This window comes from Streptomyces sp. NPDC057249 (assembly GCF_042669245.1).
Classification (GTDB): Bacteria; Actinomycetota; Actinomycetes; order Streptomycetales; family Streptomycetaceae; genus Streptomyces.
On record NZ_JBHUXS010000004.1, the window covers coordinates 321,878 to 339,824 of the forward strand.

General features: G+C 72.1%; 18 protein-coding genes. 16 read left to right on the forward strand and 2 right to left on the reverse strand.

Going from position 1 to position 17,947, the window contains the following annotated elements:
• Window positions 1-159: 159 nt before the first annotated feature.
• A complete protein-coding gene (gene rpsD, locus ACFUJY_RS10200) occupies window positions 160-774 on the forward strand; it encodes a 30S ribosomal protein S4 (protein WP_018524225.1) in 615 nt (204 codons plus the stop codon).
• Here rpsD and ACFUJY_RS10205 read toward each other — a convergent pair.
• The gene (locus tag ACFUJY_RS10205) at window positions 762-2,966 is read right to left on the reverse strand and encodes an ATP-binding protein (protein ID WP_383297210.1); all 2,205 of its coding nucleotides are present in this window, start codon (window positions 2,964-2,966) and stop codon (window positions 762-764) included. The two genes, rpsD and ACFUJY_RS10205, sit on opposite strands and share 13 nt — an antisense overlap.
• Before the next feature lie 216 nt (window positions 2,967-3,182).
• Between ACFUJY_RS10205 and ACFUJY_RS10210 the strand changes: the two genes are divergently transcribed.
• The 14 genes from ACFUJY_RS10210 to nusB all read left to right on the forward strand — a co-directional run bounded on the left by ACFUJY_RS10210 (window position 3,183) and on the right by nusB (window position 16,480).
• Window positions 3,183-3,623 (forward strand): DUF948 domain-containing protein, encoded by a 441-nt coding sequence (locus tag ACFUJY_RS10210; protein ID WP_383297471.1) that lies wholly within the window; start codon window positions 3,183-3,185, stop codon window positions 3,621-3,623.
• Between the two features lie 7 nt (window positions 3,624-3,630).
• Complete coding sequence (locus ACFUJY_RS10215; protein WP_383297213.1) at window positions 3,631-3,972, forward strand: DUF6167 family protein; 342 nt, start codon at window positions 3,631-3,633, stop codon at window positions 3,970-3,972.
• On the forward strand, window positions 3,972-6,641 hold the full coding sequence (alaS, locus tag ACFUJY_RS10220) for an alanine--tRNA ligase (protein ID WP_383297215.1): 2,670 nt from the start codon (window positions 3,972-3,974) through the stop codon (window positions 6,639-6,641). The genes ACFUJY_RS10215 and alaS overlap by 1 nt, the downstream gene beginning before the upstream one ends.
• 8 nt (window positions 6,642-6,649) lie before the next feature.
• On the forward strand, window positions 6,650-7,123 hold the full coding sequence (gene ruvX / locus ACFUJY_RS10225) for a Holliday junction resolvase RuvX (protein ID WP_383297473.1): 474 nt from the start codon (window positions 6,650-6,652) through the stop codon (window positions 7,121-7,123).
• A 95-nt stretch (window positions 7,124-7,218) separates the two neighbouring features.
• Window positions 7,219-9,030, forward strand: coding sequence for an endolytic transglycosylase MltG (gene mltG, locus ACFUJY_RS10230; protein ID WP_383297218.1), 1,812 nt, complete (start codon window positions 7,219-7,221; stop codon window positions 9,028-9,030).
• Window positions 9,027-9,854 (forward strand): shikimate dehydrogenase, encoded by an 828-nt coding sequence (locus ACFUJY_RS10235; protein ID WP_383297221.1) that lies wholly within the window; start codon window positions 9,027-9,029, stop codon window positions 9,852-9,854. Before mltG ends, ACFUJY_RS10235 begins: the two co-directional genes overlap by 4 nt.
• Before the next feature lie 144 nt (window positions 9,855-9,998).
• Window positions 9,999-11,183 (forward strand): chorismate synthase, encoded by a 1,185-nt coding sequence (aroC, locus tag ACFUJY_RS10240; protein WP_383297223.1) that lies wholly within the window; start codon window positions 9,999-10,001, stop codon window positions 11,181-11,183.
• On the forward strand, window positions 11,180-11,722 hold the full coding sequence (locus ACFUJY_RS10245; protein WP_383297225.1) for a shikimate kinase: 543 nt from the start codon (window positions 11,180-11,182) through the stop codon (window positions 11,720-11,722). Before aroC ends, ACFUJY_RS10245 begins: the two co-directional genes overlap by 4 nt.
• Window positions 11,719-12,813, forward strand: coding sequence for a 3-dehydroquinate synthase (gene aroB / locus ACFUJY_RS10250; protein WP_383297228.1), 1,095 nt, complete (start codon window positions 11,719-11,721; stop codon window positions 12,811-12,813). The genes ACFUJY_RS10245 and aroB overlap by 4 nt, the downstream gene beginning before the upstream one ends.
• Window positions 12,810-13,250: a type II 3-dehydroquinate dehydratase gene (gene aroQ / locus ACFUJY_RS10255; RefSeq protein WP_018103898.1), complete on the forward strand. Its 441-nt coding sequence runs from the start codon at window positions 12,810-12,812 to the stop codon at window positions 13,248-13,250. The genes aroB and aroQ overlap by 4 nt, the downstream gene beginning before the upstream one ends.
• Window positions 13,251-13,375: 125 nt before the next feature.
• On the forward strand, window positions 13,376-14,230 hold the full coding sequence (locus ACFUJY_RS10260; RefSeq protein WP_383297231.1) for a Pro-rich N-terminal domain-containing protein: 855 nt from the start codon (window positions 13,376-13,378) through the stop codon (window positions 14,228-14,230).
• A gap of 91 nt (window positions 14,231-14,321) precedes the next feature.
• Window positions 14,322-15,428: a M24 family metallopeptidase gene (locus tag ACFUJY_RS10265; protein WP_383297234.1), complete on the forward strand. Its 1,107-nt coding sequence runs from the start codon at window positions 14,322-14,324 to the stop codon at window positions 15,426-15,428.
• Window positions 15,429-15,479: 51 nt separating this feature from the next.
• The gene (gene efp / locus ACFUJY_RS10270; protein ID WP_365684109.1) at window positions 15,480-16,046 is read left to right on the forward strand and encodes an elongation factor P; all 567 of its coding nucleotides are present in this window, start codon (window positions 15,480-15,482) and stop codon (window positions 16,044-16,046) included.
• A gap of 2 nt (window positions 16,047-16,048) precedes the next feature.
• On the forward strand, window positions 16,049-16,480 hold the full coding sequence (nusB, locus tag ACFUJY_RS10275) for a transcription antitermination factor NusB (RefSeq protein ID WP_365684107.1): 432 nt from the start codon (window positions 16,049-16,051) through the stop codon (window positions 16,478-16,480).
• A gap of 157 nt (window positions 16,481-16,637) precedes the next feature.
• Here nusB and bldD read toward each other — a convergent pair whose 3' ends face one another.
• On the reverse strand, window positions 16,638-17,138 hold the full coding sequence (gene bldD, locus ACFUJY_RS10280; RefSeq protein ID WP_018103903.1) for a transcriptional regulator BldD: 501 nt from the start codon (window positions 17,136-17,138) through the stop codon (window positions 16,638-16,640).
• Between the two features lie 221 nt (window positions 17,139-17,359).
• Between bldD and pyrR the strand changes: the two genes are divergently transcribed.
• Complete coding sequence (pyrR, locus tag ACFUJY_RS10285; RefSeq protein ID WP_383297239.1) at window positions 17,360-17,944, forward strand: bifunctional pyr operon transcriptional regulator/uracil phosphoribosyltransferase PyrR; 585 nt, start codon at window positions 17,360-17,362, stop codon at window positions 17,942-17,944.
• Window positions 17,945-17,947 lie beyond the last annotated feature (3 nt).

The window sequence follows — 17,947 nt, forward strand, 5'->3', positions numbered from 1 at the left end:
GCTGACCACGATCTGATCGGTCCTCCGTCATCTCGACGCCCTCAGGCGCGTCGATGCTGTCTGTGCTGTCCGTGACGTGTGTGGTGTTCCCAGGGCGAGACATGCGATCTCCTTGAGTAAGGTGAGCCTAACCTAACCTACAACGGAGGTCTGGAGAACGTGCCTAATCAGTCGCGTCCCAAGGTCAAGAAGAGCCGCGCGCTCGGCATCGCGCTGACGCCGAAGGCGGTCAAGTACTTCGAGGCCCGCCCCTACCCGCCGGGCGAGCACGGCCGCGGCCGCAAGCAGAACTCGGACTACAAGGTCCGTCTGCTCGAGAAGCAGCGTCTGCGCGCGCAGTACGACATCAGCGAGCGCCAGATGGCGCGTGCCTACGACCGCGCCAAGAAGGCCGAGGGCAAGACGGGCGAGGCGCTGGTCGTCGAGCTCGAGCGCCGTCTCGACGCGCTGGTCCTGCGTTCGGGCATCGCCCGGACCATCTACCAGGCCCGCCAGATGGTCGTCCACGGCCACATCGAGGTCAACGGCGGCAAGGTCGACAAGCCGTCGTTCCGCGTCCGCCCGGACGACGTCGTCCAGGTCCGCGAGCGCAGCCGCTCCAAGGTCCCCTTCCAGGTGGCCCGTGAGGGTGGTTACGACACCGATGGCGAGACCCCGCGCTACCTGCAGGTGAACCTGAAGGCCCTGGCCTTCCGCCTTGACCGGGACCCGAACCGCAAGGAAATCCCCGTGATCTGCGACGAGCAGCTCGTCGTCGAGTACTACGCCCGCTGATCCAGGCGTAGCCGCTCGTCACCGGCGCTCCGGCCCGCCCCTTCCCGGTCTCCGGGGAGGCGGCGGGCCTTCGCGTTCTCCCGTGCCAGGAGGGCCCGGGCCACCGCCGCGTCCGGTGTCAGCTCCCCGCCCGCCCCGAGCGCCGCCGCGTACCGCGTCCGGCCCAGTTCCCGCAGCGCCAGTTCCTCGCAGCGGGCCCTCGGCGCCCCGTAGTACGCCGAGCCGAACAGCGGCAGCCCCACCGAGGGCCAGATCCGGTCGGCGGCCCCCTGGAGCAGTGCCGCCTCGGCCGCGTCCCCCTCGGTGACCATGACCAGGGCCAGCAGTTCGAGGACGAGGACCGTGCCGAGCAGGTCGTGGAAGCCGTGGCTGATCGCCAGCGATTCGAGGAGCAGCCGCCGGGCCCGCTCCGGGTCGCCCCGCTCCAGGGCGGCGTAGGCCAGTACGTACAGCGCGTAGCTCAGGGCCCACCGCTCGCCGTGGTCCTCGCAGATGTCCCGGACCTCCTCGCAGATCGCGACGGCCCGCTCCGCGTCCCCCAGGAAGCCGGTGGCCATGGCCAGTTCGACCTGGGCCATCAGGACGTTGCTGTTCAGCTCGCCCATCTCCCGGTAGCGGCCGAGCGCGTCGTCCAGGAGACCCCGGGCGCGCTCCACGTCATCGGTGACCAGGGCCAGGCAGCCGGTGCGGTGCACGGCGTACGCGGCGGCGGTGGCGTCACCCGCCGCCTCGGCCTCCTCCCGGCATTCCGTCAGCGCGGCGATCGCCCCGACCGGGTCCCCCTGGAGGACCGCGACGTACCCCAGCACCCACAGGGCCTTCAGCCGCGAGGAGTCGTACGGGGTCTCCTCCTCCAGCACGTGCTCCAGCCAGTGCCGGCCCTCCGAGAGGCGCCCGCAGCCGACCCACAGGAACCACAGCGTGCCCGCCAGGTACTGCGCCAGGTGTGCTTCCTGCGGGCTCTCCAGCGAGCACTCCATGGCCCGGCGCAGATTCGGCAGCTCGCTCTCGGCCCGGGCCGCGACCTCCGCCTGCCGGGGACTGAACCAGTCCAGCTCGCACCAGGTCGCGAGACCCAGGAACCAGTCGCGGTGCCGCCGGCGCAGCCGGTCGGTGTCCCCGGTGGCGGCCAGCCACTCGGCGCCGTACTCGCGCACGGTGTCCAGCATCCGGTAGCGGGTGCCGACGGGGGAGTCCTCGCGCAGCACCACGGACTGGGCCAGCAGCCCGGACAGCACGTCGAGCACCGAGTCGGCGGGCAGGTCGGGCCCGCTGCAGATGTACTCGACGGCCTCCAGGTCGAACTGCCCGGCGAAGACCGAGAGCCGGGCCCACAGCAGCCGCTGCGGCGGGGCACACAGCTCATGGCTCCAGCCGATGGCCGTCCGCAGCGTCTGGTGCCGCTCCAGCGCGCCCCGGCTGCCCCCGGTCAGCAGCCGGAAGCGGTCGTCCAGCCGTTGCAGCACCTGCTCGGTCGACAGGGCCCGCAGCCGTCCCGCCGCCAGCTCCAGGGCCAGCGGGATGCCGTCGAGCCGGCGGCACAGCTCCCGGGCGTGGTCGCGGTCGCGGTCGGTCAGCCGGAAGTCGGGGCGGACCCCGGCGGCCCGTTCGGCGAACAGCCGGAGCGCGTCCTCGTCGGTCATGGTCGCGAGCGGGTGGACGGCCTCGCCCGCCAGCTCCAGCGGCAGCCGGCCCGCCGCGAGGACTCGCAGCCGCGGGGCGCGGCGCAGCAGTTCCCGTACCAGCGCGGCGCAGTCGTCCACCAGGTGTTCGAAGCCGTCGACCACCAGGAGGAGGCTGCGGTTGGCGCAGTGCTCGATGACGGCGGCGCGGGGCGGCCGGGTGGTGTGGTCGGTGAGCCCCAGGGCCTCGGCCACGGCGTGGTCCAGCAGCCCGGCGTCGTGGACGGCGGACAGCTCCACCAGCCAGACCCCGTCGCAGTACCGTTTCTCCATCAGCGCCGCCGCTCTGGTGACCAGCCGGGTCTTGCCGACCCCGCCCACCCCGGTCACGGTGACGAGCCGGGACTCCTCGAGGGAGCGGGCGAGAGCGGCCAGCTCGCTCTCCCGTCCCACGAAGTCGTTCAGCTCGGCGGGCAGATTGCCCGGATGCGGGTGTGCGGCGGTGTCGTCGGCGGCGGCCGGGGTACCGGAGTCGTCGGCGGGCGGAGAAGGGCGCTGAGTGCGTCGCATGAGACACGCAGAGTACTGGCTTGAAAGCGCTCCGTACAATCTCGTCGTGCGAATCCCGGCCTTCCGCCCGGTCATGCGGTACGGGGCGTGAGCCCCGGCGCGATAGGCTCGGGGGAAGGTGACCGGCCACCCCGACGGCCCTCGCCGCAGAGCAAGAGAACAAGACAGAGACAGACGACAAGCCAGAGAGCGCGGTGCACTGTGTCCGGTGGTGAGGTGGCCGGGATGCTGGTGGCCGTCTTCTGGGCGATCCTGGTTTCGTTCCTCGCCGTCGTGCTGGTGAGGCTCGCCCAGACGCTCAGGGCGACCACCAAACTCGTGGCGGACGTGACCGAACAGGCCGTCCCCCTGCTCGCGGACGCCTCCGCGACCGTACGCTCCGCGCAGACCCAGCTCGACAAGGTCGACGCCATCGCGACGGACGTGCAGGAAGTCACCTCCAACGCCTCCGCGCTCTCCACCACGGTCGCCTCCACCTTCGGCGGGCCCCTGGTCAAGGTCGCCGCGTTCGGCTACGGGGTCCGGCAGGCCATCGGCCGCCGGTCCGCCCCCGAACCGGAGGCGCGGACCCGGCGCTCGGTGATCGTCGGCCGGACCGTCCCCTCCGCGCGCGGCAGGAAGCGCGGCGGCCGAAATTCCCGCGGATCGAAGGACTGACGCAGCGATGTTCCGCCGTACGTTCTGGTTCACCGCCGGCGCAGCCGCCGGCGTGTGGGCCACCACCAAGGTCAACCGGAAGATCAAGCAGCTGACCCCCGAAAGCCTCGCGGCGCAGGCCGCGGACAAGGCGATCGTGGCCGGTCACAAGCTCAAGGACTTCGCGCTGGACGTCCGCGAGGGCATGGTCAGGCGCGAGGCCGAACTCGGCGAGGCGCTGGGCCTCGAAGCGGCGGACCCCCGGGAACTGCCGCCGGCCCGCCGCCCGGCCGTCGAGGCGGCCGACGCGGACCCCGCCATGTACCGCACGCTCCCCTACCACTCGTACAACCGGAATGAGGACCACTGATGGAGTCGGCAGAAATTCGTCGCCGCTGGCTGAGCTTCTACGAGGAGCGCGGTCACACCGTTGTCCCTTCGGCGTCGCTCATCGCGGACGACCCGACTCTGCTGCTGGTCCCCGCCGGCATGGTGCCGTTCAAGCCCTACTTCCTCGGTGAGGTCAAGCCGCCCGCGCCGCGCGTCACCAGCGTGCAGAAGTGCGTGCGCACGCCGGACATCGAGGAGGTCGGCAAGACCACCCGGCACGGCACCTTCTTCCAGATGTGCGGCAACTTCTCGTTCGGCGACTACTTCAAGGAAGGCGCCATCGCGTACGCCTGGGAGCTGCTGACCAGCTCCGTGGCGGACGGCGGCTTCGGGCTCGACCCCGAGCGCCTCTGGATCACCGTCTACCTGGACGACGACGAGGCCGAGGCCATCTGGCGCGACAAGATCGGCGTCCCGGCCGAGCGCATCCAGCGCCTGGGCAAGAAGGACAACTTCTGGTCCATGGGCGTCCCCGGCCCGTGCGGCCCGTGCTCCGAGATCAACTACGACCGCGGCCCCGAGTTCGGCGTCGAGGGCGGCCCGGCCGTCAACGACGAGCGGTACGTGGAGATCTGGAACCTGGTCTTCATGCAGTACGAGCGCGGCGCCGGCGAGGGCAAGGACGACTTCCCGATCCTCGGCGACCTGCCCTCCAAGAACATCGACACCGGTCTCGGCCTGGAACGCCTCGCGATGATCCTGCAGGGCGTGCAGAACATGTACGAGACGGACACCCTGCGCGTCGTCATGGACCGCGCCACCGAGCTGACCGGGGTGCGCTACGGCGCCGCCGAGTCCACCGACGTCTCGCTGCGCGTGGTCGCCGACCACATCCGCACCTCCGTCATGCTCATCGGCGACGGCGTCACCCCCGGCAACGAGGGCCGCGGCTACGTGCTGCGCCGCATCATGCGCCGCGCCATCCGCAACATGCGCCTGATGGGCGCCACCGGCTCCGTCGTCCGCGAGCTGGTCGACGTCGTGGTCGACACGATGGGGCAGCAGTACCCGGAGCTGATCACCGACCGCAAGCGCATCGAGACCGTCGCGCTCGCGGAGGAGGCCGCCTTCCTCAAGGCCCTCAAGGGCGGCACCAACATCCTGGAGACCGCCGTCACCGAGACCAAGGCCGCGGGCGGCACGGTCCTCGCCGGGGACAAGGCGTTCCTGCTCCACGACACCTGGGGCTTCCCGATCGACCTGACCCTGGAGATGGCCGCCGAGCAGGGGCTCTCCGTGGACGAGGACGGCTTCCGCCGGCTCATGCAGGAGCAGCGGGCCAAGGCCAAGGCCGACGCCAAGGCCAAGAAGACCGGCCACGCCGACCTCTCCGCCTACCGCGAGGTCGCCGACACCTCCGGCGTCACCGAGTTCACCGGCTACACCATGACCGAGGGCGAGTCGACGATCGTCGGCCTCCTCGTGGACGGTGTCCCCTCGCCCGCCGCCACCGAGGGCGACGAGGTCGAGGTCGTCCTCGACCGCACCCCGTTCTACGCCGAGGGCGGCGGCCAGCTCGCCGACCAGGGCCGCATCCGGCTCGACAGCGGCGCCGTGATCGTGGTCCGCGACGTCCAGCAGCCGGTCCCGGGCGTCTCCGTGCACAAGGGCTCCGTCCAGGTCGGCGAGGTCACGGTCGGCGCGTCCGCGTACGCGGCCATCGACTCCACCCGCCGCCGCGCCATCGCCCGCGCCCACAGCGCCACGCACCTCACGCACCAGGCGCTGCGCGACGCGCTCGGCCCCACGGCCGCCCAGGCCGGTTCGGAGAACTCCCCGGGCCGCTTCCGCTTCGACTTCGGTTCGCCGGCCGCCGTTCCCGGCACGGTCCTCACCGACGTCGAGCAGAAGATCAACGAGGTCCTGGCCCGCGAGCTCGACGTGCAGGCCGAGGTCATGTCGATCGACGAGGCGAAGAAGCAGGGCGCCATCGCCGAGTTCGGCGAGAAGTACGGCGAGCGGGTCCGGGTCGTCACCATCGGGGACTTCTCCAAGGAGCTCTGCGGCGGTACGCACGTCCACAACACCGCCCAGCTCGGCCTGGTCAAGCTGCTCGGTGAGTCCTCCATCGGTTCCGGCGTGCGCCGCATCGAGGCCCTGGTCGGCGTCGACGCGTACAACTTCCTGGCCAGGGAGCACACGGTCGTCGCCCAGCTCCAGGAGCTGGTCAAGGGCCGCTCCGAGGAACTCCCGGAGAAGATCGCGGGCATGCTCGGCAAGCTGAAGGACGCCGAGAAGGAGATCGAGAAGTTCCGCGCGGAGAAGGTCCTCGCGGCCGCCGCCGGTCTCGTGGACTCCGCGATCGACGTCCGGGGCGTCGCCCTGGTCACCGGCCAGGTGCCGGACGGTACGTCCGCCGACGACCTGCGCAAGCTCGTCCTCGACGTGCGCGGCCGCATCCAGGGCGGCCGTCCGGCCGTCGTCGCGCTGTTCACGACGGCCAACGGGCGCCCGCTGACGGTCATCGCGACCAACGAGGCGGCCCGCGAGCGCGGCCTCAAGGCCGGCGACCTCGTCCGCACCGCCGCGAAGACCCTCGGCGGCGGGGGCGGCGGCAAGCCGGACGTCGCCCAGGGCGGCGGCCAGAACCCGGAGGCGATCGGCGATGCCGTCGCCGCCGTCGAACGCCTCGTCACCGAGACGGCGTGACGCCGGACATGACGCGGATGCGCCGCGGTCGCCGGCTGGCGATCGACGTCGGGGACGCCCGGATCGGGGTCGCCTCCTGCGACCCCGAAGGCATCCTCGCGACGCCGGTGGAGACCGTGCCGGGACGCGATGTCCCGGCCGCCCACCGGCGGCTCGGACAGCTCGTCGCGGAGTACGAACCGATCGAGGTCGTCGTCGGGCTGCCGCGCTCCCTGGGCGGCGGCGAGGGCCCGGCGGCCGTCAAGGTCCGCGCCTTCGCCGATGTGCTCGCCCGAGCGGTCGCACCCATTCCGGTGCGCTTGCTGGACGAGAGGATGACCACAGTGACGGCCGGCCAGGGGCTGCGCGCCTCAGGCGTGAAGTCCAAAAAGGGCCGATCCGTCATCGACCAGGCTGCCGCTGTGGTGATCCTGCAGAACGCTCTGGAGTCGGAGCGTGCTTCGGGCAATCCGCCGGGCGAGGCCGTCGAAGTAGTGGTCTGATCGCAATACGGTAACGTTCCGCGCGATGCGGCGGTGTTCGAACAAACACCGCACAGCAAAGAGGCGGAACATCGTCTCGCGGCTCAAGGGGATCGATGACTGAGTATGGCCGGGGCCCCGGCTCCGAACCGTGGCATCCCGAGGACCCCTTGTACGGGGACCAGGGGTGGGGCGGCCAGCAGCCTGCCCACGGCCAGGCCCAGTACGACGACCAGAACCAGTACGGCACCCAGCAGCAGTACCCGCAGGGCCAGTACGACCCGTACCAGCAGCAGCAGTCGCACGACCCGTACGCGCAGCAGGACCCGTACGCCGCGCAGCAGCACCAGCAGCAGGACCCCTACGCCGCACAGCAGCAGGACCCGTACGCACAGCAGCAGTACCAGCAGCAGGCGTACGGGAACCAGCACGCGCAGGACCCGTACGGGAACCAGCACCCGCAGGACCCGTACGGGCAGCAGCCCCAGCAGCCGCAGCCCGGCTACGACACCGGCTGGGACACGGGCGCGCAGGCGGTGCCGCCGTACGAGGGCCAGCCCGTCGCCACGTACGGCTACGACGAGTCGAACGACTACTACGGCACCCCCGACGCCTACCCGCCGCCGCAGCCCCCGGGCCGCCGCGAGGCCGCACCGGCCGCGGAGCCGGAGCCGGCCCCGGACTGGGACCCGGCGGAGCAGCCGGAGGAGACCCACCCCTTCTTCACGGGCGTGGACGAGAAGGACGGCCGCAAGGCGCCCCGGGACGACGACTACGACGAAGACGGTGACGACGACCGCGACACCCGCGACGGTGGCGGCGAACGCCGGGGCAAGGGCAAGAAGAAGAAGGGCCGCAGCGGCTGCGCGTGCCTGGCCGTCTCCCTCGTCCTGGTCGCCGGCGTCGGCGGCGCGGGCTACTACGGCTACTCCTTCTACCAGGACCGCTTCGGCCCCGCCCCCGACTACTCGGGCAGCGGCTCGGGCTCGGTCGAGGTGGAGATCCCGAAGGGCGCGTACGGGTACGACATCGGCAACATCCTGAAGAAGGCGGGCGTCGTGAAGAGCGTCGACGCCTTCGTCTCGGCGCAGAACGAGAACCCGAAGGGGAAGGGAATCCAGGCCGGGGTCTACCTCCTGCACGCGCAGATGTCGGCGGCCGAGGCCGTGAAGATGATGGTGGACCCGAAGAGCCAGAATCTTCTGATCATCCCGGAGGGCACGCCGAACCGGCTGGTGTACGCCTCGGTCGACAAGAAACTCGGCGTCGCCGAGGGGACGACCGCCAAGGTGGCCGAGAAGAAGGCCGACGACCTCGGCCTGCCGGGCTGGGCCAAGGGCCACAAGGACGTCATCGACCCCCTGGAGGGCTTCCTCTACCCGGCCGCGTACCCGGTCACCAAGGGCATGAAGCCGGAGACCGTCCTCAAGTCGATGGTCTCCCGCGCCAACGAGGAGTACGAGAAGGCGGACCTGGCGGAGAACGCCAGGAAGCTGAAGCTCAAGAGCCCCTGGGAGCTGATCACCGTCGCCAGCCTCGTCCAGGCGGAGGGCAAGTACAAGCACGACTTCGACAAGGTCGCCCGGGTCGTCTACAACCGGCTGAAGCCCAACAACGTCGAGACCAACGGGCTGCTCGACTTCGACTCCACCGTCAACTACGCGAAGAAGTCGAGCACGCTCGACATCGGTCCGGTGTCGCAGCAGCGGAACTTCAAGCACCCGTACAACACGTACTACATCCACGGTCTGCCGCCGGGCCCCATCAACAACCCCGGCGAGGCCGCCCTGCATTCGGCGATCAAGCCCACCCCGGGCCCCTGGTACTACTTCGTGTCGGTGACCGAGGACAAGACGCTCTTCGCCGTGACCAACAAGGAGCACAACCGGAACCGGGAGAAGTACGAGAAGGAGCAGTCCGGGCAGTGAGCACACACCGCCGCGCCGCCGTCCTCGGCTCGCCCATCGCCCACTCGCTCTCCCCGGTCCTGCACCGGGCCGCGTACGCCGAACTCGGCCTCGACCACTGGTCGTACGACCGGTTCGAGGTCGACGAGCAGGCGCTGCCCGGGTTCTTCGAAGGGCTGGACGGGAGCTGGGCCGGGCTCTCGCTCACCATGCCGCTGAAGCGGGCCGTCATCCCCCTGCTCGACGGGATCACCGACACCGCCGCCTCCGTCGAGGCCGTCAACACCGTGGTCTTCGGCGAGGACGGCCGCCGCACCGGTGACAACACCGACATCCCCGGCATGGCCGCCGCCCTGCGCGAACGGGGCGTCGAGAAGGTCGAGTCCGCCGCGATCCTCGGCGCCGGCGCCACCGCGTCCTCCGCGCTGGCGGCCCTCGCCGCGATCTGCGCCGGACCCGTCACCGCGTACGTCCGCAGCGCGGCCCGCGCCGACGAGATGCGCGGCTGGGGCGAACGGCTCGGCGTCGACGTCCGCGTCGCCGACTGGGCCGAGGCGGACCGGGCGCTGACCGCGCCCCTCGTCATCGCGACCACCCCCGCCGGCGCGGCCGACGCGCTGGCCGAGGCCGTACCGGAGCGGCCCGGCACCCTCTTCGACGTGCTGTACGAGCCCTGGCCCACCCGGCTCGCCTCCGCCTGGGCGGAGCGCGACGGCGCAGTCGTCGGAGGTCTCGACCTCCTCGTGCACCAGGCGGTCCTCCAGGTCGAGCAGATGGCGGGCCGCTCGCCCGCCCCGCTCGCCGCCATGCGCAAGGCGGGGGAAGAGGCGCTGGCCGCCCGCTGACCTCCGCCCGCCCCGCCCGCGCCGTCCGTCTGCTGGACCGGCGGCGGGCCGGGGGCCCCGGCCGTGGGAGGATCGGGGGCGGCGGGCCAGGGCCGCGCACCCGGTCGCGCCGCTGGATTTCAGGCGCGAGCATGAGGAGCACCGTTGAGCAGGTTGCGCTGGCTGACCGCGGGGGAGTCGCACGGCCCCGCACTGGTGGCGACGCTGGAGGGCCTTCCCGCCGGCGTCCCGGTCACCACGGAGATGGTGGCGGACGCGCTCGCCCGGCGGCGGCTCGGTTACGGCCGCGGTGCGCGGATGAAGTTCGAGCAGGACGAGGTCACCTTCCTCGGCGGGGTCCGGCACGGCCTCACCATGGGCTCCCCGGTCGCCGTGATGGTGGGCAACACCGAGTGGCCCAAGTGGGAGCAGGTCATGTCGGCCGACCCGGTCGACCCGGAGGCGCTGGCCGCCCAGGCCCGCAACGCCCCGCTGACCCGGCCCCGCCCCGGCCACGCCGACCTCGCCGGCATGCAGAAGTACGGCTTCGACGAGGCCCGCCCGGTCCTGGAGCGCGCCAGCGCCCGGGAGACCGCCGCGCGCGTCGCCCTCGGCGCCGTCGCCCGGTCCTACCTCAAGGAGACCGCGGGCATCGAGATCGTCAGCCACGTCGTGGAGCTGGCCGCCGCCAAGGCGCCGTACGGGGTCTACCCGGTCCCCTCCGACGTGGAGCGGCTCGACGCCGACCCGGTGCGCTGCCTCGACGCCGACGCGAGCAAGGCGATGGTCGCCGAGATCGACCAGGCCCACAAGGACGGCGACACCCTCGGCGGTGTCGTCGAGGTGCTGGCGTACGGCGTGCCCGTCGGCCTCGGCTCGCACGTGCACTGGGACCGCCGCCTCGACGCCCGCCTCGCCGGCGCGCTCATGGGCATCCAGGCCATCAAGGGCGTCGAGGTCGGCGACGGCTTCGACCTCGCCCGGGTGCCGGGCTCGAAGGCGCACGACGAGATCCTGGTGACCGAGGACGGCATCAAGCGCGCCTCCGGCCGGGCCGGCGGCACCGAGGGCGGACTCACCACCGGTGAGCTGCTGCGCGTCCGCGCCGCGATGAAGCCGATCGCCACCGTGCCGCGCGCCCTGGCCACGGTCGACGTGGTGACCGGTGAGCCGGCCAAGGCCCACCACCAGCGCTCCGACGTCTGCGCCGTCCCGGCCGCCGGGATCGTCGCGGAGGCGATGGTCGCCCTGGTCCTGGCCGACGCCGTGGCGGAGAAGTTCGGCGGCGACAGCGTCCCCGAGACCCGCCGCAACGTGCGGTCGTACCTCGACCACCTCCAGATCCGATGACCGGTCCCCTGGTCGTCCTGGTCGGCCCCATGGGCGTCGGCAAGTCCACGGTCGGCGAACTGCTCGCCGGCCGCCTGGGCACCGGCTACCGGGACACCGACGCGGACGTCGTCGCGACCGCGGGCAAGCCCATCGCGGAGATCTTCTACGACGAGGGCGAGGACCACTTCCGCGCGCTGGAGCGGGACGCCGTCCGCGCCGCCGTCGCCGAGCACACCGGCGTCCTCTCGCTCGGCGGCGGGGCCGTCCTGGACGAGTCGACGCGCGCGCTGCTCGCCGGCCACCCGGTCGTCTACCTCTCGATGGACGTGGACGAGGCGGTCAAGCGGGTCGGGCTCAACACCGCCCGCCCGCTGCTCGCGGTCAACCCGCGCCGGCAGTGGCGCGAGCTGATGGAGGCCCGCCGGCACCTCTACACCGAGGTCGCCCGCACGGTCGTCGCCACCGACGAGCGCACACCCGAAGAGGTCGCCCAGGCGGTCCTCGACGCACTGGAGCTGCCGGACGGGGCCCCGTCCGGCCGGGAGAACACACCATGACCCAGCAGGCACCCACCCGCGTCCGCATCGCCGGCAGCGCGGGCACCGACCCGTACGAGGTACTGATCGGCCGGCAGCTCCTCGGTGAGCTGCCCGGGCTCATCGGTGAGCGGGCCAAGCGCGTCGCCGTCCTCCACCCCGAGGCGCTCGCCGAGACCGGCGAGGCGGTCCGCCAGGACCTCGCCGACCAGGGCTACGAGGCGATCGCCATCCAGCTGCCCAACGCCGAGGAGGCCAAGACTGTCGAGGTCGCCGCCTACTGCTGGAAGGCGCTCGGCCAGACCGGCTTCACCCGTACCGACGTGATCGTCGGCGTCGGCGGCGGCGCCACCACCGACGTGGCGGGCTTCGTCGCGGCGTCCTGGCTGCGCGGAGTCCGCTGGATCGCCGTACCGACGACCGTGCTCGGCATGGTCGACGCGGCCGTCGGCGGCAAGACCGGAATCAACACCGCCGAGGGCAAGAACCTCGTCGGCGCCTTCCACCCGCCGGCCGGGGTCCTCTGCGACCTGGCCGCCCTGGACTCGCTGCCGGTCCACGACTACGTCTCCGGCATGGCCGAGATCATCAAGGCCGGCTTCATCGCCGACCCGGTGATCCTCGACCTGATCGAACAGGACCCGCAGGCCGCCCGTACGCCCGGCGGACCGCACACCGCGGAGCTGATCGAACGCTCCATCCGGGTCAAGGCGAACGTCGTCTCCAGCGACCTCAAGGAGTCCGGGCTCCGCGAGATCCTCAACTACGGCCACACCCTGGGCCACGCGATCGAGAAGAACGAGCGCTACAAGTGGCGGCACGGCGCAGCCGTCTCGGTCGGCATGGTCTTCGCCGCCGAACTGGGCCGGCTGGCCGGCCGCCTGGACGACGCCACCGCCGACCGGCACCGCGCGATCCTGGAGTCCGTCGGGCTGCCGCTCACCTACCGGGGCGACCAGTGGCCGAAGCTGCTGGAGAACATGAAGGTCGACAAGAAGTCGCGCGGCGACCTGCTGCGCTTCATCGTCCTGGACGGCCTCGGCAAGCCCGCCGTCCTGGAGGGCCCCGACCCGGCCGTCCTGCTCGCCGCCTACGGGGAGGTCGCGGCATGACCCGCCGGGTCCTCGTGCTCAACGGCCCCAACCTCGGCCGGCTCGGCTCCCGCGAGCCCGACGTCTACGGCTCCACGTCGTACGCCGGGCTCGTGGAGGCGTGCCGCACGCTCGGCAAGGAGCTGGGGTTCGACGCCGACGTGCGCGAGACCAACGACGAGGGCGAGCTGATCCGCTGGCTCCACGAGGCCGCCGACGGATCGATTCCGGTCGTCATCAACCCCGGTGCCTTCACGCACTACTCGTACGGGATGCGGGACGCGGCCGCCCAGCGCACCGCCCCGCTGATCGAGGTCCACATCTCGAACCCGTACGCACGGGAGGAATTCCGCCACACCTCGGTGATCGCCCCGGTCGCCACCGGGACCGTGGCCGGATTCGGCATCGGCTCCTACCGGCTCGCGCTGCGCGCCCTGGCGGACGAACTCGCGGACTGAGCAGGGCCCGTACCGGCTCGCGGGCACCCCGGGCCCTCCCCGGCCGTTGTCCGTGTGGCGGCCGGGGAAGGTACGGTTGCCGTTGCACCAGCGCCAGTTGCCTGTACGAGACGGAGTTGCACCGGATGCAGCACGCAGTGGGGGCCCCGCTGCCTCCGCCCCAGGGCCCCGGAAACGGCCCCGCCGGCTGGCCGCACCAGGCCCAGCACCCCGGCCCGCCGCACCAGCCCCCGGCCGGCCCGCCCGGCGGGCACCCCGGCCCGCCGCCCGCGGGCCCGCCCGTGCCGCAGGGCCACGGCTGGAGCGGACCGGCACCGCAGCAGGCCCCGGCCCCGGCCGCCCGCGAGACCACCGGGCACATCCAGCTGCCGCCCGGCAGACCCGTCCCGCTGCCCGCGCCGCCCGCCGAGCCCGGCACGGGCAACGCGACGCTCGCGGTGCTCCTCATCGGCCCGGCGGGCGCCGGGAAGACCACCGTGGCCCGGCTCTGGGCGGCCCGCCGCCGGGTGCCCACCGCCCACGTCAGCCTGGACGACGTCCGGGAGTGGGTCTGCTCCGGCTTCGCCGACCCGCAGGCCGGCTGGAACGACCAGTCGGAGGCCCAGTACCGCCTGGCCCGCCGCACCTGCGGCTTCGCCGCCCGCAACTTCCTGGCCAACGGGATCTCCTGCATCCTGGACGACGCGGTCTTCCCCGACCGGCCGGTCGTCGGCCTCGGCGGCTGGAAGCGGCACGTCGGCCCCGGGCTCCTGCCCGTGGTGCTGCTGCCCGGCCTGGAGATCGTCCTGGAGCGCAACGCCGAGCGCAGCGGCAACCGCCGCCTCTCCGACGAGGAGGTCGCCCGCATCCACGGCCGGATGGCCGGCTGGTACGGCTCCGGACTCCCGATCATCGACAACTCGACGTACGACGTGGAGACCACCGCCCGGGTGCTGGACGACATACTCGCCCGCTCGCTGGCCAGCCCTCCCGCCTGGTGAGGCGGCGGCGCCCGCCCCGCCCTCGGCCGTCCGACCCCCGGTCGGATGCGCCCGCCGGGCGGGCCCGGCGCCGCGCTCGTACGCTCGACGCATGTCAGAGGTGTACGCCGTCCGACGCGGGCTGCTCCGCGACCGGTGCGCCGCAGTCGGATCCGCGGCCGCCCTGGTCTCCCGCCCCGCCAACGTCCGCTACCTGGCCGGGGGCGCGCCCCCGGGGGCCGTGCTGCTGCTCGGCCCAGGGGAGGACGTCCTGCTCTGCCCCCGCCCGCCGACCGCCGACCCGGCCGACGGGCGCACCGACGAGCACCTGCGGGTCGACCTGCTGCCGGTGGCCGGCGGGGACCCCGTGGTCGCCGCCGCCGACGTGGCCGCCGGGGCCGGTGCGGAGTCGCTGGCCGTCGAGGAGCACGACCTGACGGTCGCCCGGCACCGGGCCATGGCCTCGGTCGCCCCGAAGCTGCGGCTGGCCGACCTGGGCGCGACGGTCGAGCAGTTGCGCATCGTCAAGGACGAGGAGGAGATCGGCTGCCTGCGGATCGCGGCCGAGATCACCGACCAGGCACTGGGCGAACTCCTCGAATCCATCCTCGTCGGCCGCACCGAACGCCACCTGGCGCTGGAGCTGGAGCGCCGGCTGGTTGACCACGGCGCCGACGGCCCCGCCTTCGCGACCTCCGTCGCCACCGGCCCCCACTCCGGGCGGGGCCGCCACCGGCCCTCGGACCGGCGGGTGGAAGAAGGAGATTTCCTCTCGGTCTGCCTGGGCGCCAACTACCGGGGCTACCGCTGCGAGATCGGCCGGACCTTCGTCATCGGAACGGCGCCCGCCGACTGGCAGATCGAGCTGTACGAGCTGGTTTTCGCCGCTCAGCGGGCCGGCCGCGAGGCCCTGCTGCCCGGCGCCGAGTACCGCGAAGTGGACCGGGCCGCCCGCCATCTCCTGGACTCCGCCGGCCACGGCGAGGGCCTGGCGCCCTTCACGGGCCACGGGGTGGGGCTCGAAATCGACGAGGACCCGCAGCTGGCACCCGCCGCCATGGGTAAACTGGACGCTTGTGTGCCGGTCACCGTCGAACCGGGGGTCCACCTCCCGGGCCGGGGCGGGGTCCGGATCGATGACACGCTCGTCGTGCGCCCCGAGGCGGACGGCGGACCCGAGCTACTCACCATTACGACCAAGGAGCTGCTCGCGCTCTAGCGCGCGTTTCTCGGTCGTTCCACCAGCTTCAGCCCAGGAGATTCTGCAACCGTGGCTTCCACGAACGACCTCAAGAACGGCATGGTGCTCAAGCTCGACGGAGGCCAGCTCTGGTCCGTCGTCGAGTTCCAGCACGTCAAGCCCGGCAAGGGCCCGGCCTTCGTGCGCACCAAGCTCAAGAACGTGCTCTCCGGCAAGGTCGTCGACAAGACCTTCAACGCCGGCATCAAGGTCGAGACGGCCACGGTCGACAAGCGCGACATGCAGTTCTCGTACATGGACGGCGAGTACTTCGTCTTCATGGACATGGACACCTACGACCAGCTGATGGTCGACCGCAAGGCCGTCGGCGACGCCGCCAACTTCCTGATCGAGGGCTTCACCGCCTCCGTCGCCCAGCACGACGGCGAGGTGCTCTACGTCGAGCTGCCGGCCGCCGTCGAGCTGACCATCCAGCACACCGACCCGGGCGTCCAGGGCGACCGCTCCACCGGCGGCACCAAGCCGGCCACGCTGGAGACCGGCTACGAGATCGGTGTTCCGCTCTTCATCACCACCGGTGAGAAGATCAAGGTCGACACCCGCTCCGGCGAGTACCTCAGCCGGGTGAACAAGTAGTCGTGGCTGCTCGTAACACGGCACGCAAGCGTGCCTTCCAGATCCTCTTCGAGGCCGACCAGCGCGGCGAGTCCGTGCTGACGGTCCTCGCGGACTGGGTACGGCACTCGCGGTCCGACACCCGCCAGCCGCCGGTCACCGAGTACACGATGGAGCTCGTGGAAGGGTACGCGCAGTACGCGGACCGCATCGACGACCTCATCGTGACCTACGCCGTGGACTGGGAGCTCGACCGCATGCCGGTCGCCGACCGGAACATCCTGCGGCTCGGCGCGTACGAGCTGATCTGGGTGGACGGGACCCCGGACGCGGTGGTCATCGACGAGGCGGTGCAGATCGCCAAGGAGTTCTCCACCGACGACTCCCCGTCCTTCGTGAACGGCCTGCTGGCCCGTTTCAAGGACCTCAAGCCGAATCTCCGCCGGGAGCAGTGACCCGGCGGCGTTCCGCCGACGAAGGGCCCATGGCTGATGCCGTGGGCCCTTCGGCATGTCCTCCCGCGCCTCCGGGGCGTACGAGAGAAGCCGGGCCCGGCGGGGCGTCCGTGAGGAGCCCCGCCGAGCCCGGCGGCACGTTTCTCCGAGGGGCTGCTCAGCCCTCGTCGTGGGCGACGGCGCGGCGCGCGTCCGCGTCGAGCACGCCCCAGCTGATCAGCTGCTCCGTCAGCACCGAAGGCGACTGGTCGTAGATCACGGCCAGCGTGCGCAGGTCGTCCTGGCGGATCGACAGCACCTTGCCGTTGTAGTCGCCGCGCTGGCTCTGGATCGTCGCCGCGTAACGCTGGAGGGGGCCGGCCTTCTCCGGCGGCACGTGCGCCAGGCGCTCCAGCTGGAGGACCAGCTTCGGCGGCGGCTCGGCGGCACCGCCGGGCGTCGTGCCCGGCAGGAGCTCCTGGACCGGGACGCCGTAGAAGTCCGCCAGCTCGGCAAGGCGCTGCACGGTCACGGCACGGTCGCCGCGCTCGTACGAACCGACCACGACGGCCTTCCAGCGGCCCTGGGACTTCTCCTCCACGCCGTGGAGGGAGAGGCCCTGCTGGGTGCGGATGGCACGGAGCTTGGCCCCGAGCTGTTTTGCGTATTCGCTGGACATAAGGCTCCCCGGACGCTGGAACGTACGCGGCTGGGCCGCGTGGCTGGTAACTCACTGTGAGGTTACGCAGCGTTACTTGGTCGCGTCAAGCTGAGATGGTCCGTACCGGCTCTTCCCAGGGGTGGGGGCGAACTCCGGCAGCGGCCCTGGTAACGTGGACGACGCAATTTCGACGTCCTTTAAGGTCCGTCCCGTGAGGCGGAGAAGGAGGTCCGTTTCTTATGGACGCACAGCACGACGCCACCGGCAATGCGGCACGCCCCGTTCTGGAGGCTCCCGACATCGCCCGGGTCCTGACCCGCATCGCCCACGAGATCGTCGAACGCGCCAAGGGCGCCGACGACGTGGTGCTCCTCGGCATCCCGACCCGCGGGGTCTTCCTCGCCCGCCGGCTCGCCGCCAAGCTCGAAGAGATCACCGGCCGCACGATGCCGGTCGGCTCCCTCGACATCACCATGTACCGCGACGACCTGAGGCTGCGCCCCGCGCGCGCCCTGGCCCGCACCGAGATCCCCGGAGAGGGCATCGAGGGCCGCCTGGTCGTCCTGGTGGACGACGTCCTCTTCTCCGGCCGCACGATCCGCGCCGCCCTCGACGCGCTCGGCGACATCGGCCGGCCCCGCGCGGTCCAGCTCGCGGTCCTCGTCGACCGCGGCCACCGTGAACTGCCGATCCGCGCCGACTACGTCGGCAAGAACCTCCCCACGTCGCTGCGGGAGACGGTCAAGGTCCAGCTCGCCGAGGAGGACGGCCGCGACGCCGTGCTGCTCGGGGTCGAGCAGGCCGCCCCCGCGGTCGAGCGCTAGCTT

Excerpts from the sequence above, each read along its gene's own strand:
- aroQ (WP_018103898.1), top strand. The coding sequence starts at position 12,810 with ATGACCCGCCGGGTCCTCGTGCTCAACGGCCCCAACCTCGGCCGGCTC.
- ACFUJY_RS10215 (WP_383297213.1), top strand. The coding sequence starts at position 3,631 with ATGTTCCGCCGTACGTTCTGGTTCACCGCCGGCGCAGCCGCCGGCGTG.
- ACFUJY_RS10260 (WP_383297231.1), top strand. The coding sequence starts at position 13,376 with ATGCAGCACGCAGTGGGGGCCCCGCTGCCTCCGCCCCAGGGCCCCGGA.
- bldD (WP_018103903.1), bottom strand. The coding sequence starts at position 17,138 with ATGTCCAGCGAATACGCAAAACAGCTCGGGGCCAAGCTCCGTGCCATC.
- alaS (WP_383297215.1), top strand. The coding sequence starts at position 3,972 with ATGGAGTCGGCAGAAATTCGTCGCCGCTGGCTGAGCTTCTACGAGGAG.
- ACFUJY_RS10245 (WP_383297225.1), top strand. The coding sequence starts at position 11,180 with ATGACCGGTCCCCTGGTCGTCCTGGTCGGCCCCATGGGCGTCGGCAAG.
- mltG (WP_383297218.1), top strand. The coding sequence starts at position 7,219 with ATGACTGAGTATGGCCGGGGCCCCGGCTCCGAACCGTGGCATCCCGAG.
- ACFUJY_RS10205 (WP_383297210.1), bottom strand. The coding sequence starts at position 2,966 with ATGCGACGCACTCAGCGCCCTTCTCCGCCCGCCGACGACTCCGGTACC.
- ACFUJY_RS10265 (WP_383297234.1), top strand. The coding sequence starts at position 14,322 with ATGTCAGAGGTGTACGCCGTCCGACGCGGGCTGCTCCGCGACCGGTGC.
- pyrR (WP_383297239.1), top strand. The coding sequence starts at position 17,360 with ATGGACGCACAGCACGACGCCACCGGCAATGCGGCACGCCCCGTTCTG.
- ruvX (WP_383297473.1), top strand. The coding sequence starts at position 6,650 with ATGACGCGGATGCGCCGCGGTCGCCGGCTGGCGATCGACGTCGGGGAC.
- aroB (WP_383297228.1), top strand. The coding sequence starts at position 11,719 with ATGACCCAGCAGGCACCCACCCGCGTCCGCATCGCCGGCAGCGCGGGC.